The sequence below is a fragment of the Pseudomonas sp. genome, from assembly GCF_035554175.1.
Lineage (GTDB): Bacteria > Pseudomonadota > Gammaproteobacteria > Pseudomonadales > Pseudomonadaceae > Aquipseudomonas.
Map to the genome: position 1 here is coordinate 145,733 of NZ_DATMIV010000018.1, position 16,492 is coordinate 162,224.

Below are 16,492 nucleotides of genomic sequence, written 5' to 3' on the forward strand. Positions count from 1 at the left end.
TTGCGTGATGATGTACGCCGATTTGATTGACCAGGAAGATCTGTTGGGCCAGCTCAAGGCCTTGGGTATCCAGGTGCCGAGCGGTACCAGCGCCGAACAGGCCTGTGAGTGTGCGGTGCGAGGACTGGATAACGTTCGCGCGTTCGAACTGCGCAAGATGGTCAAGGACATGTACACCAGCGGCGCCAGCATCCAGCCGGCGGTACGTCAGGCGATCGACAAGCAGTTGTTGCCGGCCCTTGCGGATTACCAGCAGTCCCACAGCGCCTGAGAAAAGATCAAAAGATCGCGGCCTTCGGCAGCTCCTGCATTTGGAATACATGTCCCCTGTAGGAGCTGCCGAAGGCTGCGATCTTTTGCTTTACAGCCTTACGCTGGCAAACGTCGATTCATTGCGCGCCTGGCTCAGCGCCGACATCGGCCCCGACAGCGGCGACATCACGATCGCCTGCGGCAGCGGCAGCATCGCCACTTGCTGGGTGGTGTTGGAGCCGACGCGCTCGTCACGCGGCGGGATGCCGAAGTATTCGCGGTAGCACTTGGAGAAGTGCGGCGTCGAGACGAAACCACACACCGACGCCACTTCGATGATCGACATCGGCGTCTGCTTGAGCAGTTGCCGCGCGCGGATCAGGCGCAGCTTGAGGTAGTAGCGCGACGGCGAGCAGTGCAGGTACTTCTGGAACAGCCGCTCCAGCTGTCGACGCGACACCGCGACATACACCGCCAGTTCATCGAGGTCGATCGGCTCTTCGAGGTTGGCTTCCATCAGCGCGACGATTTCCTGCAGCTTCGGCTGGTTGGTGCCGAGCATGTGCTTGAGCGGCACGCGCTGGTGATCCTGCTCGTTGCGGATACGTTCGTAGACGAACATTTCCGAGATCGCGGCGGACAGTTCACGGCCGTGATCGCGGCTGATCAGGTGCAGCATCATGTCCAGCGGCGCGGTACCGCCGGAGCTGGTGAAGCGGTTGCGGTCGAGGGTGAACAGGCGTGTGCTCATGGCCACGCGCGGGAAAGCTTCCTGCATCGCCGCCAGACATTCCCAGTGCACGCTGCAATCGAAGCCGTCGAGCAGACCGGCGCAGGCCAACGCCCAGCTGCCGGTGCACACCGCGCCCAGACGCTTGGACTGGCGCGCCTGACTCTGCAGCCAGGACACGTGTTCACGGGTCACGGTGCGTTGAATGCCGATGCCGCCGCAGACAATCACCGTGTCCAGTGGCGGCGCTTTGTGCATGGAAGCGTCAGGGGTGATCTGCAGACCGTCACTGGCCCAGACCTGGCCGCCATCGACAGTGAGGGTGCTCCAGCGATACAGCTCGCGACCGGACAATTGGTTGGCCATGCGCAGCGGCTCAACGGCGGACGCCAGGGAAATCAGCGTGAAATTGTCCAGCAGCAGAAAGCCGATGGATTGAGGCGCACGGTTCTGGGGTTGGGCCCCGGAGTTGAACGACGTCATCGCGGTATCTCCTCACACAAAGCGGGTGGTGGCCTCAGGCGGAGGCTCTTGTTATTGCCGGCGTTCTCACACGGGAAGCAGGCTTTGTTATGACAGAGCAATTGCCATGCCTGAAATTGGATGGCCATTCAATAACTCCTGAAAACGACCTCGCGACCTGTCTATATGAGACCTCGGAACACGACATTTCGAAGTGCCATCAAGCGCCGTAACGGCCCTGCCGCGCAGTCTGTGAGCAGATCGGTAGCACTTGTGGGAACTGGCCTGCAGAGGTTTTGCAAAGAGTGTCACCGCAAGCACGGGCGACGGACGGTCAGGTATCGACTGATAAGTCACGACAGACAATGGCTCTTGTCTGATTGCGACGCGCCAAAAGGTGGCGTGATTGAACTGAGGTGTTCGTTTGGTGAGCAGTTTTGACTGGTCTTGCGCTTTCGCGAGCAGGCTCGCTCCCACATTTGAAATGCATTCACCTGTGGGAGCGAGCCTGCTCGCGAAGCATTCACCTCGGTGTCACTGACTGACTCAGCATTCAACCGCGCTGACCGCCAGGCCACCGCGCGAAGTTTCTTTATATTTGTCATGCATATCGGCGCCGGTATCGCGCATGGTGCGGATCACCCGGTCCAGCGAGATAAAGTGCTGACCGTCGCCACGCAGGGCCATTTGCGCGGCGTTGATGGCTTTCACTGCGGCAATCGCATTGCGTTCGATGCACGGCACTTGCACCAGACCACCGACCGGATCGCAGGTCAGGCCAAGGTTATGTTCCAGGCCAATTTCCGCCGCGTTGCACAATTGCTCCGGCGTTGCGCCCAAAATCTCCGCCAGCCCCGCCGCTGCCATGGCGCAGGCCGAACCGACTTCGCCCTGGCAACCGACTTCGGCGCCAGAGATGGACGCATTCTTCTTGCACAGAATGCCCACCGCGGCCGCGCTGAGGAAATAGTCGACGACGTTGGCGTCGGTGACCGCTTCGCTGAACTTCATAAAGTAGTGCAACACCGCCGGAATGATGCCCGCCGCGCCATTGGTCGGTGCCGTGACCATACGCCCACCGGCGGCATTCTCTTCATTGACAGCCAGGGCAAACAGGTTGACCCACTCCATCGCGCTCAGGGTCGAGCCAATGACATTGGGTTTGTTCAGCTCCTGCAGGCTGCGGTGCAACTTCGCTGCGCGCCGGCGCACGTTCAAGCCGCCGGGCAGAATGCCTTCGTGCTTGAGGCCCTGCTCCACGCAATCCTGCATCGCCCGCCACAGCTTCATCAGGCCGGCGCGGATTTCTTCTTCGCTGCGCCAGACCTTTTCATTGGCCATCATCAGTTCGGCAACGCGCAGGTTGTGCTTCTTGCACAGATCGAGCAGCTCCACCGCGCTGGAAAAGTCATAAGGCAGTACGGTGCGATCCAGATCGACCACGCCGCTGGTGGCTTGCGCCTCATCAACGACAAATCCGCCGCCAACCGAATAGTAGGTGTCGCGGTGCAGTTCGCCGAATTCGCCCTCGGCGACCAGCGTCATGGCATTGGGATGGAATGGCAGGTTTTCGTCGATCAGGCGCATGTCCCGAGCCCAGACAAATGGCACCGAAAGACGACCATCGAGTAACAGCGTATTGGTTTCGCGCAATGCCTGGATGCGCGGGCCGATCTGCGGCGGGTCGATTGCGTCCGGCCACTCGCCCATCAGGCCCATGATCACCGCGTTGTCGCTGCCGTGACCGACGCCGGTGGCCGACAGCGAGCCGAACAACTGCACCTCGATCCGCCGCACCTGCTCCAACGGGTGTTTATCCCGTAGCGACTCGACGAACAAAGCGGCGGCGCGCATCGGGCCGACGGTGTGGGAACTGGACGGGCCGATGCCGATTTTGAACAGGTCGAAAACGCTGATAGCCATTGCTGCAGAGCTCCTGAGAATACCGGTCCGGGCGGCAAAAGCGCCCGCTGGCGGAGCTGCTACGCTGAAGCTGCGATCCGCCGAATGCCGGCATCATCGGGCTTTTGTCGGCGCGCACGACGTCTGACACCGACGCACTCATGTCCACCAGCGCCGTCAGGTTTTCGCCCCGCAAATGCGCCGTTTTTATGCAGTTCAGAAGGCCATCCTGGGTGGAAAAAAGCTGTAAGCGACGTCACCGACACTGGAAGCGACCATCCCTGTACTGGATACGACCCTCCCTGTAGGCGTCAGATTTTCACTGGTACATGATCGGGATGACTCGATTGCAAGGCGCTGCGGTAGAGCTGTCTTAAGAACGCCACCAACCGCAACCCATAAGTGCGGTGGTCCACAGTCGGAACACTGCCAAAAAAAACACCAAGGAGTCCATCCATGAAAGGTTCCCCGTCGTTGTTGTTGGCCGCCCTGCTGAGTCTGCCGCTACTGGCGCAAGCTGCAGAACCGGCGCAGTGCAGTCTCGTGAATTTCTCCGATGTCGGCTGGACCGACATCACCGCTACCACCGCCACCACTTCCGTTGTTCTCAATGCCCTCGGCTACAAGACCAAGACCACCATGATCTCCGTACCCGTGACCTACAAGTCGCTGGCCGACGGCAAGAACATGGACGTGTTTCTCGGTAACTGGATGCCGACCATGGAGAACGACATCAAGCCGTATCGCGATGCCGGCACTGTGGACACCGTGCGTACCAACCTCAAGGGCGCCAAGTACACCCTCGCCGTGCCGCAGGCCCTGTACGACAAAGGCCTGCATGACTTCGCCGACATCGCCAAATTCAAGAAAGAGCTCGACGGCAAGATCTACGGCATCGAACCGGGCAACGACGGCAACCGCCTGATTCAGAGCATGATCGAGAAAAACGCCTTCGGTCTGAAAGACGCCGGCTTCAAAGTCGTCGAATCCTCCGAGGCCGGCATGCTCTCGCAAGTCGATCGGGCGCAGAAGCGCAATACCGCCGTGGTTTTCCTCGGCTGGGCGCCGCATCCGATGAACAAGCGCTTCAAGATTCAATACCTGACCGGCGGCGACGACTTCTTCGGCCCCGATTTCGGTGCCGCTACCGTGGCCACCAACACCCGCAAGGGGTACGCCGAGGAATGCAGCAACGTCGGTCAGCTGTTGAAGAACCTGGAGTTCACCGTCGACATGGAAAGTGAACTGATGGGCAACATCCTCGACGACAAGATGAAGCCCGACGCGGCCGCCAAGGCCTGGCTGAAAAAGAATCCACAGGTGCTCGAAACCTGGCTCGCTGGCGTGACCACCATTGACGGTAAACCAGGCCTGGAGGCCGTGAAAGCCAAGCTCGCGCCTTGATCCGAGGGGCATCGCTTATGCCGGGCAGGCGTGCCTGCCCGGGCTGTTAATTTCCTTGCATGCGGACGTTCACTACCATGCTGATTGATCAGAAAATACCTTTAGGCCAGTACATCGCGGGCTTCGTCGAATGGTTGACGCAACACGGCGCCAACACCTTCGACGCAATCGCCGTGACACTGGAAACGATGATCCACGGCGTGACGTTTGCGCTGACCTGGTTCAACCCACTGGTCTTGATTGGCCTGATTGCCATCCTTGCCCATCTGATTCAACGCAAATGGGGGCTGACCGCCTTCGTGGTCGCCTCGTTCCTGCTGATCCTCAATCTGGGTTACTGGCAGGAAACCATGGAAACCCTCGCCCAGGTGCTGTTCGCCACCCTGGTCTGCGTGTTGATCGGCGTGCCGCTGGGCATCGTCGCCGCGCACAAACCGATGTTCTACACCATGATGCGGCCGGTGCTCGATCTGATGCAGACCGTACCGACCTTCGTTTACCTCATTCCTACCCTGACCCTCTTCGGGCTGGGTGTGGTACCGGGCCTGATCTCCACGGTGGTCTTCGCCATCGCGGCGCCGATCCGCCTGACCTACCTGGGTATCCGCGATGTCCCGCAAGAACTGATGGACGCCGGCAAGGCCTTCGGCTGCTCGCGTCGCCAACTGCTCTCAAGGATCGAACTGCCGCACGCGATGCCGAGCATCGCGGCCGGCATCACCCAGTGCATCATGCTGTCGCTGTCGATGGTGGTGATCGCGGCACTGGTCGGCGCCGACGGACTCGGCAAACCGGTGGTCAACGCACTGAACACTGCTGATATTGCGCTGGGCTTCGAAGCAGGCCTGGCAATCGTACTGCTGGCGATCATGCTCGACCGTATCTGCAAACAACCCGACGCTAAAGCAGGGGGTGACGCATGAGCATAATTCGCTTTGAAGACGTCGACGTAATCTTCTCCAAAGACCCGCGCGAGGCACTCAAGCTGCTCGATCAGGGCATGACCCGCAACGAGATCCTGAAGAAGACCGGTCAGATCGTCGGCGTGGAAAAAGCCACGCTGGACATCAACAAAGGCGAGATCTGCGTGCTGATGGGCCTCTCCGGCTCGGGCAAATCGAGCCTGCTGCGCTGCATCAACGGCCTCAACACCGTGAGCCGTGGCAAGCTGTTCGTCGAGCATGAAAATCGCCAGATCGACATCGCCTCGTGCACGCCCGCCGAGCTGAAAATGATGCGCACCAAGCGCATTGCCATGGTCTTCCAGAAATTTGCCCTGATGCCCTGGCTGACGGTGCGCGAGAACATCAGTTTCGGTCTGGAAATGCAGGGCCGACCGGAGAAGGAACGCAAGAAACTGGTCGACGAGAAACTCGAACTGGTCGGCCTGACCCAGTGGCGCAACAAGAAGCCCGACGAACTCTCCGGCGGCATGCAACAGCGCGTCGGCCTCGCCCGCGCGCTGGCGATGGACGCCGACATTCTGCTGATGGACGAACCGTTCTCGGCCCTCGACCCATTGATTCGCCAGGGCCTGCAGGATGAACTGCTGGAGCTGCAACGCAAGCTGAGCAAGACCATCGTCTTCGTCAGCCACGACCTCGATGAGGCGCTGAAACTGGGCAGCCGCATCGCGATCATGAAAGACGGCCGGATCATCCAGTACAGCGTGCCGGAAGAAATCGTCCTCAACCCGGCGGACGACTACGTGCGCACCTTCGTCGCCCACACCAATCCGCTCAACGTGCTCTGCGGCCGCAGCCTGATGCGCACGCTGGACAAGTGCAAACGCATCAACGGCTCGGTGTGCCTCGATCCGGGCGGCGACTCGTGGCTGGACCTGGCCGAAGGCAACACCATCAAGGGCGCCCGCCAGAACGGTTCGGTGCTGAACCTGCAGAACTGGGCACCGGGGCAAGCCGTCGAAGGCCTGGAGCGCAAACCGACGCTGGTGGATTCGAACATCGGCATGCGTGACGCGCTGCAGATTCGTTATCAGACCGGCAACAAACTGGTGCTGCACGATAACAATCATGTCGTGGGGATTCTGGGCGACAGCGAGTTGTATCACGCGTTGCTGGGCAAGAATCTGGGGTAAACCCCGCAGACACAAAAACGCCGCGATACTCTCGCGGCGTTTTTGTTTGAAGATCAAAAGATCGCAGCCTTCGGCAGCTCCTACAGGGGAATGCAATTCATGTAGGAGCTGCCGAAGGCTGCGATCTTTTAAAGAACAATGCGGTGTTTCAGCGAGAAACACCGCACTCTCGCTGTTTAGCTGTACACCCGCCCAAGCAACTGCCGATGGCTCTCGAACTGATCGAGCACATCCCGAGTAATCTGCTCCGGCGTGAAGCCCATCAGGTCGTAGTCCTGACTGCCGTTGTGCAGATACACCTCAGCCCGGTAATACCGCTGCCGCGCTTCATCCGCTTGCGCCGATTCGGTCGGAGTCGCCAGATAACCATCCAGGCTGACTTCGTAAACGAAAGGATTGCCCTCCTCCATCTCGACCCGCACGCCCATGCAACGCTTGGCTTTGCCCAACAGCGTCTGCACTTCGATGCCCTGTGTACGCAATTGCGCGGCTGCGGCTTCCAGCGCCGGTGTGACATGTTTGTCCATGAAACGCTGCACCACCGCTTGGCTCGGTTGCAGGTCCAGTTGCGTCAAACGCTCGCTGAAACCACGGCGCCCGCGCTCGGCCAGTTGCGCTTGCTCCTGTTCGATCTGCACGTCCTGGCGCATCGCCTTGTGCAGGCCGAACATGAAGCAGATCAGCACCACCGAGAACGGCAGGCCGGCCAGCACCACCATGGTCTGCATCGCCTCGAAGTTGCCGGCGAAGAGCAGGCCGATGGTCACCAGCGTGATCACTACCGACCAGAAGATCCGCAGCCAGTGCGGCGCGTCTTCATCGACGTTGCCACCCTTGCACGACAGATTCGCCATCATCACCGCGCCGGAGTCGGCCGGGGTCAGGAACAGCACGAAGCCGACGAAGATCGACACACCGATCACCACCTTCGATGCCGGGTAGTGCTCAAGCAACTGATAGATCGCCATCGATGGCTGTTCCAGCGCCGTCTTGCCCAGCTCCACCGCGCCCTGGTTCATCACCAGATCCAGCGCCGAGTTACCGAAGATCGACAACCAGGCCAGGGTGAAGCCCAGCGGAATCAGCAGCACGCCAGCCACCAGTTCGCGCACGCTGCGGCCACGGGAAATGCGCGCGATGAACATGCCCACGAATGGCGCCCAGGAGATCCACCAGGCCCAGTAGAACAGCGTCCACAGACCGAGCCAGCGGTCAGACTTGGCGCTGTCGCCTTCATAGACGTACAGGTCGAACGTCTTCAGCACCACACCATTGAGGTAGTCGCCGATGTTCTGCACGAAGCCGTTGAGCAAGTGCAGGGTCGGGCCGAACAGCAGGACGAAAATCAGCAGGCCGCTGAACAGCACGATGTTCAGGTTGGACAGACGACGAATGCCGTTTTCCACACCGGACACAGCGGCGATGGTCGCCACGGTGCTCATGACGATGATCACGATCAGCAGGTTGGTGTTGCTGTGCTCCATACCGAACAGGTTTTCCAGCCCGGACGACACTTGCAGCGAGCCAATCCCCAGGTTGGTCACCAGCCCCAGCAGCGTTACGAACATGCCGAAGCCGTCCACCGCGTGCCCGGCGGCGCCTTTGACCCAACGTTCGCCAACCAGCGGATACAGCGCCGAACGCAGCGCCAGTGGCTGGTTATGCCGATAGGCAAAATACGCCACCGCCAGGCCAACCAGCGCGTAGATCGCCCAGCCGTGCAGGCCCCAGTGCAGGAACGTCAGTTGCACTGCCTGACGCGCGGCCAGGTTGCTGGCCGACGTGCCTTCCGGTGGATTGAAATAGTGATCCAGCGGTTCGGACGCGCCGAAGTACAACAACGAAATGCCGATGCCCGACGAGAACAGCATCCCCGCCCAGGCGCCGTAACTGAAATCCGGGGTGTCGTCCTTGCTGCCCAGTTTGAGTTTGCCGTACGAGGAAAACGCCAGACCGACCACAAACACCAGGTAGGCCGCGATCACCACCATGTAGTACCAGCCGAAGCTGCGCGACAACCAGGCCTGAGCCATCCCCAACATTCTGCCGGCCTCTTGCGGGGCGATGATCAGAATGGCGGTCAACAACAGAATCAGCGCGGTCGAGGTGTAAAACACCCAACCGTTGACCGTCACCTTCTCGGGCGGGGTCTTTATTAGCGAGGCAGAACTCATGGCACAAATGCTCCAGGCAGTGCGAGAGAAGAACACAAGGCAACACGGCACCCGACCAATCGGTTGGTTGGCAGCCGACCGGCGGGTGATATAAAGACACTCCGAAAAAAGCCCGAACCTGCCGAAATGGCGTTGTGTATTCGCTTTCGTGGCCACAGGTGCCGGACGTTCATCCGAAACCTGGCCCCGAGCGTCTTGCCCTTTCAACACGTCCTTCGAATCGCGAACCGCGCCATGCCCCGCGCAGGTTTCGGGCCGTTTCAGGTGCCGTTTGTTATCGTCATCACGCGTAGGAAATTTCTGTAGGCAGCGACGAATTGTCGCAGATCTTATTCTTTGTTGATTGAACGTTCAATCAAAACAAAATAGACTGGCCCTCAATCCGATCGGCGTCATTCGCCCGTTGGAAGGCCTAAGGAGATGTGCAAGATGCCCAAGGTCGGTATGCAACCCATCCGCCGTCAACAATTGATCGAAGCCACACTGCAGGCGGTCGATCAGGTCGGAATGGGGGACGCCAGCATTGCGCTGATCGCCCGTTTGGCCGGTGTCTCGAATGGCATCATCAGTCATTACTTTCAGGACAAGAACGGCCTGATCGCCGCCACGATGCGGTACCTGATGACCGCCCTCAGCGAGAGCGTCACCGCGCGCCGTCAGGCGCTGGCAGATGACAGCCCACGGGCGCATCTGCAGGTGATCATCGAAGGCAACTTCGACGCCAGCCAGGTCAATGGCCCGGCAATGAAAACCTGGCTGGCCTTCTGGGCCACCAGCATGCACCAGCCGTCTTTGCACAGGTTGCAGCGGATCAACGATCACCGTCTGTATTCCAACCTGTGCTGCCAGTTCCGCCGTGTGCTGCCGCTCGAAGACGCGCGCAGCGCCGCCCGGGGTCTGGCAGCGTTGATTGACGGCTTGTGGTTGCGCGGCGCGCTGTCGGGAGACGCTTTCGACACGGCGCAGGCGCAACAGATCGCTTACGAATACATGGATTTCCAATTGGCCAAGCAGTGAGTCAGAGCACACAGAAACCGCTCGACCCCTGAACGCCACCGCAGCGTGATCGCGGTGGTCAACGCCAACCACCAATGCACCTGCGAGGACACTATGGCCCGTTTCGAACTGCAAAAACTCTACATCGATGGCGCGTACACCGACGCCGGCAGCGACGCCACCTTCGAAGCCATCAACCCGGCGAACGGTGAAGTCCTCGCACTGGTGCAACGTGCGACCAAAGACGACGTCGAGCGCGCTGTGGTCAGCGCTGAAAAGGGCCAGAAAATCTGGGCCGCGATGACCGCCATGGAGCGTTCGCGCATCCTGCGTCGCGCCGTCGACATCCTGCGCGAGCGCAACGATGAACTGGCCGCGCTGGAAACCCTGGACACCGGCAAATCCTTCTCCGAAACCAAGTACGTCGACATCGTTACCGGCGCCGACGTGCTGGAATATTACGCAGGCCTGGTACCCGCCATCGAAGGCGAGCAGATCCCGCTGCGTGACACCTCTTTCGTTTACACCCGTCGCGAGCCGCTGGGCGTGGTCGCCGGTATCGGTGCGTGGAACTACCCGATCCAGATCGCCCTGTGGAAATCCGCTCCAGCCCTGGCGGCCGGTAACGCGATGATCTTCAAGCCAAGCGAAGTCACTTCGCTGACCACCCTGAAACTGGCGGAAATCTACACCGAAGCCGGCGTACCGAACGGCGTGTTCAACGTCCTGACCGGCAGCGGTCGCGAAGTCGGCACCTGGCTGACCGAGCACCCGCGCATCGAGAAGATTTCCTTCACCGGCGGCACCGACACCGGCAAGAAAGTCATGGCCAGCGCTTCGGCTTCGTCGCTCAAAGACGTGACCATGGAACTGGGTGGCAAATCCCCGCTGATCATCTGCGACGACGCCGACCTCGATCGCGCCGCCGACACCGCGATGATGGCCAACTTCTACAGCTCCGGTCAGGTCTGCACCAACGGCACCCGCGTGTTCGTACCGGCGCACCTCAAAGCCGCGTTCGAAGCCAAGATCGTTGAGCGCGTTGCCCGCATCCGCGTCGGCAACCCGGAAGACGAAAACACCAACTTCGGCCCGCTGGTCAGCTTCGCCCACATGGAAAGCGTGCTGGCTTACATCGAGAAAGGTAAGGAACAAGGCGCCCGCGTCCTGTGCGGCGGCGGTCGTCTGACCGACGGCGAATTCGCCAAAGGCGCATTCGTTGCGCCAACCGTGTTCACCGACTGCACCGACGACATGACCATCGTGCGCGAAGAAATCTTCGGCCCGGTGATGGCGATCCTCTCCTACGAAACCGAAGAAGAAGTGATTCGCCGCGCCAACGACACCGACTTCGGCCTGGCCGCCGGTATCGTCACCAAGGACCTGAACCGCGCCCACCGCGTGATTCATCAACTCGAAGCCGGTATCTGCTGGATCAACGCCTGGGGCGAGTCCGACGCGAAAATGCCGGTCGGCGGCTACAAGCAGTCGGGCGTGGGCCGTGAGAACGGGATCAGCTCTCTTAATAACTTCACGCGCATCAAGTCCGTGCAAGTCGAACTGGGTGAGTACGTTTCAGTTTTCTGATGAGCTGATCAGCTGCAAGCGGCAAGTTTCAAGCTGCAAGTAAAAGCAGTTTGGGGTTGCCGCCCTCCCCGATTCCAAAGCCACAGCTCGCTGCTTTTTCTTGCAGCTTGAAGCTTGTGACTTGTAGCTCCCCCAGGAGAATTTATGACTCAAGAATACGACTACATCATCGTAGGTGCCGGCTCGGCCGGTAACACCCTGGCGACCCGTCTGACTGAAGACGAAGGCGTCACCGTTCTGCTGCTTGAAGCCGGTGGCCCGGATTACCGCCTCGACTTCCGTACCCAAATGCCTGCCGCGCTGGCGTTCCCGTTGCAGGGTCGTCGCTACAACTGGGCCTACGAAACCGATCCGGAGCCACACATGGACGGTCGCCGGATGGAATGCGGTCGCGGCAAGGGCCTCGGCGGTTCTTCGTTGATCAACGGCATGTGCTACATCCGTGGCAACGCCATGGACTACGACGGCTGGGCGAAGCTGCCGGGGCTGGAAGACTGGTCGTACCTCGATTGCCTGCCGTACTTCCGCAAAGCCGAAACCCGCGACATCGGCCCGAACGATTACCACGGTGGCGACGGCCCGGTCAGCGTGACCACGCCGAAAGCCGGCAACAACCCGCTGTTCCACGCCATGGTCGAAGCCGGCGTGCAGGCCGGTTATCCGCGTACCGAAGATTTGAACGGTTACCAGCAAGAAGGCTTCGGCCCGATGGACCGCACCGTGACGCCGAACGGCCGCCGTGCTTCCACCGCCCGCGGTTACCTCGATATCGCCAAGAAGCGCTCGACTCTGACTATCGTCACCCACGCCCTGACCGACAGGATTCTGTTTGAAGGTAAGCGTGCGGTCGGCGTGCGTTATCTGGTCGGCGCCGCTGAAGAGCGCGTTGAAGCCAAGGCGCGCAAGGAAGTCCTGCTGTGCTCCGGCGCTATTGCCTCGCCGCAGATCCTGCAGCGCTCCGGTGTGGGTCCGGCGAAACTGCTGGAAAGCCTCGACATCCCGGTGGTCCACGACCTGCCGGGCGTCGGTGAAAACCTGCAGGATCACCTTGAGCTGTACCTGCAATATGCCTGCACCCAACCGGTTTCGCTGTACCCGTCGCTGCTCTGGTACAACCAACCGGCGATCGGTGCCGAGTGGCTGTTCAACGGTACCGGCATCGGCGCCAGCAACCAGTTCGAGGCCGGCGGTTTCATCCGTTCGCGTCCGGAATTCGAATGGCCGAACATCCAGTACCACTTCCTGCCGGTGGCGATTAACTACAACGGCAGCAACGGTGTGAAAGAGCACGGTTTCCAGGCGCACATGGGTTCCATGCGCTCGCCGAGCCGTGGTCGCATCCAGGTCAAATCCAAGGATCCGCGTCAGCACCCGAGCATCCTGTTCAACTACATGGCCACCGAGCAGGACTGGCAGGAATTCCGCGACGGTATCCGCCTGACTCGCGAGATCATGCAGCAGCCGGCTCTGGACGCGTTCCGTGGCCGCGAAATCAGCCCGGGCATCGACGTGCAAACCGATGAGCAGCTCGACAAGTTCATCCGCGAGCACGCCGAAACCGCGTTCCACCCGTCCTGCTCGTGCAAAATGGGCACCGACGAGATGGCCGTGGTCGATGGCGAAGGTCGTGTGCACGGCATGCAGAGCCTGCGTGTGGTCGATGCCTCGATCATGCCGATCATCACCACCGGCAACCTCAACGCGCCGACGATCATGATCGCCGAGAAAATCGCCGACAAGATCCGTGGTCGCAAGCCGCTGCCGCGCAGCAATGCGGCTTATTACGTCGCGAACGGCGCGCCGGTCAAGGGCAAGCCGATGCGGGATATCACCCCGGTTGCTCAATAAGTCGTAAGACCGAGGCGCAGCTTTCGCGAGCAGGCTCGCTCCCACATTGGAATGTATTTCAACTGTGGGAGCGAGCCTGCTCGCGAAGGGGCCCTCACATTCAGCGCAAATCTCCCCGCTGCATAGTAAAACCTCCTACACCCCCTCTTCACTTGATCCTACCCCCACGCAGGCCTACTCTAGACCTCACGCAACCGTTTCACCCCTCCCCGCTGTCGCCCTGCCGCTACTCCATTACAAGGAGGTTTCCGAATGTTCGATTTCCACCCCCAGCTCAAGCAGCGCTTCGCTGCCTTGCGCACGGGCGCTGAATTCTTTTCCCTGCGGTATGTGCGCGAATCCGGCCAGTATCTGTCGGTGCGCAAGAACGTCGCCGAACCGCCGAGCCTGCGCCGCGATGAAGGGGCGATGCTCACCGTGCGCGTCAATGGCGTCGAAGCTTATGCGGCAACCAACGACCTCTCGCAACAGGGTCTGCAAGCCGCCCTCGAACGCGCCGAGCAACAGGCCCGGCGGCTCAAGCCGCACGCGCTGCTCGATCTGCGTGAGCAAACGGTCTCGAGCGACCGCGCCGATTACTTCTCGCCCAACCTCGAACAGCCCTTCCCGTCCCTGAGCGAATGTTTCGATCTGCTCGGCGCGGAATCGGCCTCGGTGCCCAAGGATGAGCGCCTGGTCAATTGGCAAGTGAGCATCGGCATTACCCGCGTCGAGCAGATCTACCTGAGCAGTGCCGGCGCCGAGTTGCGCCAGGCCCAGCGCTTCGTCTACCCCGGCCTCGATGTCACCGCCTACGACGGCAACGACAGCCAGACCCGCAGCCTCGGCCGGGAGAACTTCGGCCAACAGGGTGGCACCGATGTCATCAGCCGTTGCGGTCTGGTCGGCGCCGGCCCGCAAGTCGCCGAACAGGCCCTGCAACTGCTGCTCGCGCCGAACACGCCGCAAGGCCCGCGCGACCTGCTACTGATGCCCGACCAAATGATGCTGCAGATCCACGAATCCATCGGCCATCCGCTGGAACTCGACCGGATTCTGGGCGATGAGCGCAATTACGCCGGCACCAGTTTCGTCAAGACCAGCGATTTCGGCAGCCTGCAATATGGCTCGAAGCTGCTCAACGTGACCTTCGACCCGGACATCCCCGAAGAACTCGCCAGCTACGGCCATGACGACGACGGCACCCCGGCGAGCAAACAATTTCTGATCCGTGACGGCCTGCTGCTGCGGCCGTTGGGCGGGGCGCTGTCGCAATATCGCGCCAGCCTCGATGGCGTCGCCAACAGTCGCGCCTGTGGCTGGAACCGGCCGCCGATCGACCGCATGGCCAACCTCAATATCGAGCCGGGCGATCAGACGCTGGAGCAGATGATCGGCGGTATCGAGCACGGCATTCTGATGAGCACCAACCGCTCGTGGTCGATCGACGATGCGCGCAACAAATTCCAGTTCGGCTGCGAATGGGGCCAGTTGATAGAGAACGGTGAACTCAAAGGCGTGGTAAAAAATCCCAACTACCGGGCGATTTCCGCGCACTTCTGGAAAAGCCTGCGCGCCGTCGGCGATGCCCACACCGTCAAGGTGCTGGGCACGCCGAACTGCGGCAAGGGCGAACCGAACCAGGTGATCCGCGTCGGCCATGCTTCGCCGGCCTGCGTATTCAGCAACATTGATGTGTTTGGGGGAGACGCCTGATGAGCATTTCGAAGCGTCAGTCCGACGCCTTCAAGGTCATGGTCAACTGGCTGCGCGACAGCGTGCGCGAGCCGGAACAGTTCACGCTCAGCTACGCCGCCGAAACCTCGGCGTTCGTGCGTTTCAATCACGCCAGGGTGCGCCAGGCCGGGCAGGTGCAGCAGGCCAACGTCGGCCTGAAACTGATCAACGATGGCCGTCACGCCGACCTGCAGATCACCTTGTCCGGAGATCAGGAAGGCGATCTGCAACGGCTCGCCGAAGGTCTGCAGCAACTGCGCGAAACCTTGCCGCTGCTGCCGCAGGATCCGTACCTGCTACTCAACCACAACAGTTGGCAGAGCACGCATGTACAAGCGCATCCGCTGCCGGACACCGAAGATGTCGTCGAGCAAATCTGCACCGCTGCTGAAGGTCTCGACCTGGTCGGTTTTTATGCCGCCGGCCCGATCAGCCGGGGTTTCGCCAGTTCGGCGGGCGCGTTCGGCTGGCACGAGGCCAACAGCTTCAATTTCGACTTCAGCCTGTTCCACGAAAACGGCGAAGCGGTGAAAGCCAGCTACGCCGGGCACGACTGGAGTGATGAGGGGTTCGCCCGACGGTTCGCTCAAGCGCGCGAGCAACTTGAGTTTCTCGGCCGACCGTTGCGCACCCTGGCGCCCGGTCAGTACCGCGCGTATCTGGCACCGGCGGCACTGGAAGAAATCATGGGCCTGCTCAGCTGGGGCGGGTTCTCGGCGCAATCGATCGCCAGCAAGAGCAGCCCTTTGCAAAAGCTCTACGTCGGCGATCAGGCATTCAGTCCGTTGCTGTCGCTGGATGAAAAAGTCAGCGAATCGCTGAGCCCGGCATTTTCCGCCGAGGGTTACCCGCGCAGCGATCTGCGTCTGATCATCGAGGGCAAGGCCGGCGAACAGCTGGTCGGTTCGCGCAGTGCGGCCGAATACGGTTTGCCGGCCAACGGTGCGGGCGGCGGCGAGATGCCCAGCGCGTTGAACATGGCGGCGGGTGATTTGTCGCAGAAAGAGATCCTCAAGCAGTTGGGCACCGGGCTGTACATCAGCAACCTGTGGTACCTGAACTACTCGGATCAACCGGCGGCGCGGATGACCGGCATGACCCGCTTCGCGACCTTCTGGGTCGAGAACGGTGAGATCCAAGCGCCGCTCAGCACCATGCGTTTCGACGACAGCGCCTACAACCTGCTGGGTTCGCAGCTGGAAGCGTTGACCACCGAGCGTGAGCTGCTGCTGTCGGCGAGCACCTACAGCCAGCGCAATACCTCGTCATCGCTGCTGCCGGGAGCGTTGGTCAGCCGACTCACCCTAACCCTGTAACACCGCA

12 protein-coding genes are annotated in these 16,492 nt (G+C 60.9%); 9 read left to right on the forward strand and 3 right to left on the reverse strand.

Translation table 11 applies throughout. The features are described from left to right. Positions 1-7 precede the first annotated feature (7 nt). Positions 8-271 (forward strand): hypothetical protein, encoded by a 264-nt coding sequence (locus VNV36_RS07905; RefSeq protein WP_325717277.1) that lies wholly within the window; start codon positions 8-10, stop codon positions 269-271. Positions 272-361: 90 nt separating this feature from the next. Here VNV36_RS07905 and gbdR read toward each other — a convergent pair whose 3' ends face one another. Both gbdR and VNV36_RS07915 read right to left on the reverse strand, forming a co-directional pair. Further along, positions 362-1,465, reverse strand: coding sequence for a choline metabolism transcriptional regulator GbdR (gene gbdR, locus VNV36_RS07910; RefSeq protein ID WP_007949927.1), 1,104 nt, complete (start codon positions 1,463-1,465; stop codon positions 362-364). Positions 1,466-1,990: 525 nt separating this feature from the next. Next, positions 1,991-3,367: an L-serine ammonia-lyase gene (locus tag VNV36_RS07915; RefSeq protein ID WP_325717278.1), complete on the reverse strand. Its 1,377-nt coding sequence runs from the start codon at positions 3,365-3,367 to the stop codon at positions 1,991-1,993. A gap of 435 nt (positions 3,368-3,802) precedes the next feature. Between VNV36_RS07915 and VNV36_RS07920 the strand changes: the two genes are divergently transcribed. The 3 genes from VNV36_RS07920 to choV all read left to right on the forward strand — a co-directional run bounded on the left by VNV36_RS07920 (position 3,803) and on the right by choV (position 6,848). Next, positions 3,803-4,750, forward strand: coding sequence for a choline ABC transporter substrate-binding protein (locus VNV36_RS07920; protein WP_325717279.1), 948 nt, complete (start codon positions 3,803-3,805; stop codon positions 4,748-4,750). A 77-nt stretch (positions 4,751-4,827) separates the two neighbouring features. Then, positions 4,828-5,673 carry a choline ABC transporter permease subunit gene (choW, locus tag VNV36_RS07925; RefSeq protein ID WP_312999558.1) on the forward strand — a complete coding sequence of 282 codons (846 nt, stop codon included), beginning with the start codon at positions 4,828-4,830 and terminating at the stop codon, positions 5,671-5,673. Beyond that, on the forward strand, positions 5,670-6,848 hold the full coding sequence (choV, locus tag VNV36_RS07930; protein ID WP_016772804.1) for a choline ABC transporter ATP-binding protein: 1,179 nt from the start codon (positions 5,670-5,672) through the stop codon (positions 6,846-6,848). Before choW ends, choV begins: the two co-directional genes overlap by 4 nt. A gap of 176 nt (positions 6,849-7,024) precedes the next feature. Here the strand turns inward: choV and VNV36_RS07935 are convergent, their stop codons facing one another. After that, a complete protein-coding gene (locus VNV36_RS07935) occupies positions 7,025-8,965 on the reverse strand; it encodes a BCCT family transporter (RefSeq protein ID WP_325717354.1) in 1,941 nt (646 codons plus the stop codon). Positions 8,966-9,451: 486 nt separating this feature from the next. Between VNV36_RS07935 and betI the strand changes: the two genes are divergently transcribed. The 5 genes from betI to VNV36_RS07960 all read left to right on the forward strand — a co-directional run bounded on the left by betI (position 9,452) and on the right by VNV36_RS07960 (position 16,485). Further along, positions 9,452-10,039 (forward strand): transcriptional regulator BetI, encoded by a 588-nt coding sequence (betI, locus tag VNV36_RS07940; protein WP_325717280.1) that lies wholly within the window; start codon positions 9,452-9,454, stop codon positions 10,037-10,039. Positions 10,040-10,132: 93 nt separating this feature from the next. Next, positions 10,133-11,605, forward strand: a complete 1,473-nt coding sequence (gene betB, locus VNV36_RS07945; RefSeq protein WP_325717281.1) for a betaine-aldehyde dehydrogenase — start codon at positions 10,133-10,135, stop codon at positions 11,603-11,605. Positions 11,606-11,749: 144 nt separating this feature from the next. Beyond that, positions 11,750-13,453 carry a choline dehydrogenase gene (betA, locus tag VNV36_RS07950; RefSeq protein ID WP_325717282.1) on the forward strand — a complete coding sequence of 568 codons (1,704 nt, stop codon included), beginning with the start codon at positions 11,750-11,752 and terminating at the stop codon, positions 13,451-13,453. 252 nt (positions 13,454-13,705) lie between these two features. Further along, a complete protein-coding gene (locus VNV36_RS07955; protein WP_325717283.1) occupies positions 13,706-15,148 on the forward strand; it encodes a TldD/PmbA family protein in 1,443 nt (480 codons plus the stop codon). Beyond that, the gene (locus VNV36_RS07960) at positions 15,148-16,485 is read left to right on the forward strand and encodes a TldD/PmbA family protein (protein ID WP_325717284.1); all 1,338 of its coding nucleotides are present in this window, start codon (positions 15,148-15,150) and stop codon (positions 16,483-16,485) included. The genes VNV36_RS07955 and VNV36_RS07960 overlap by 1 nt, the downstream gene beginning before the upstream one ends. Positions 16,486-16,492 lie beyond the last annotated feature (7 nt).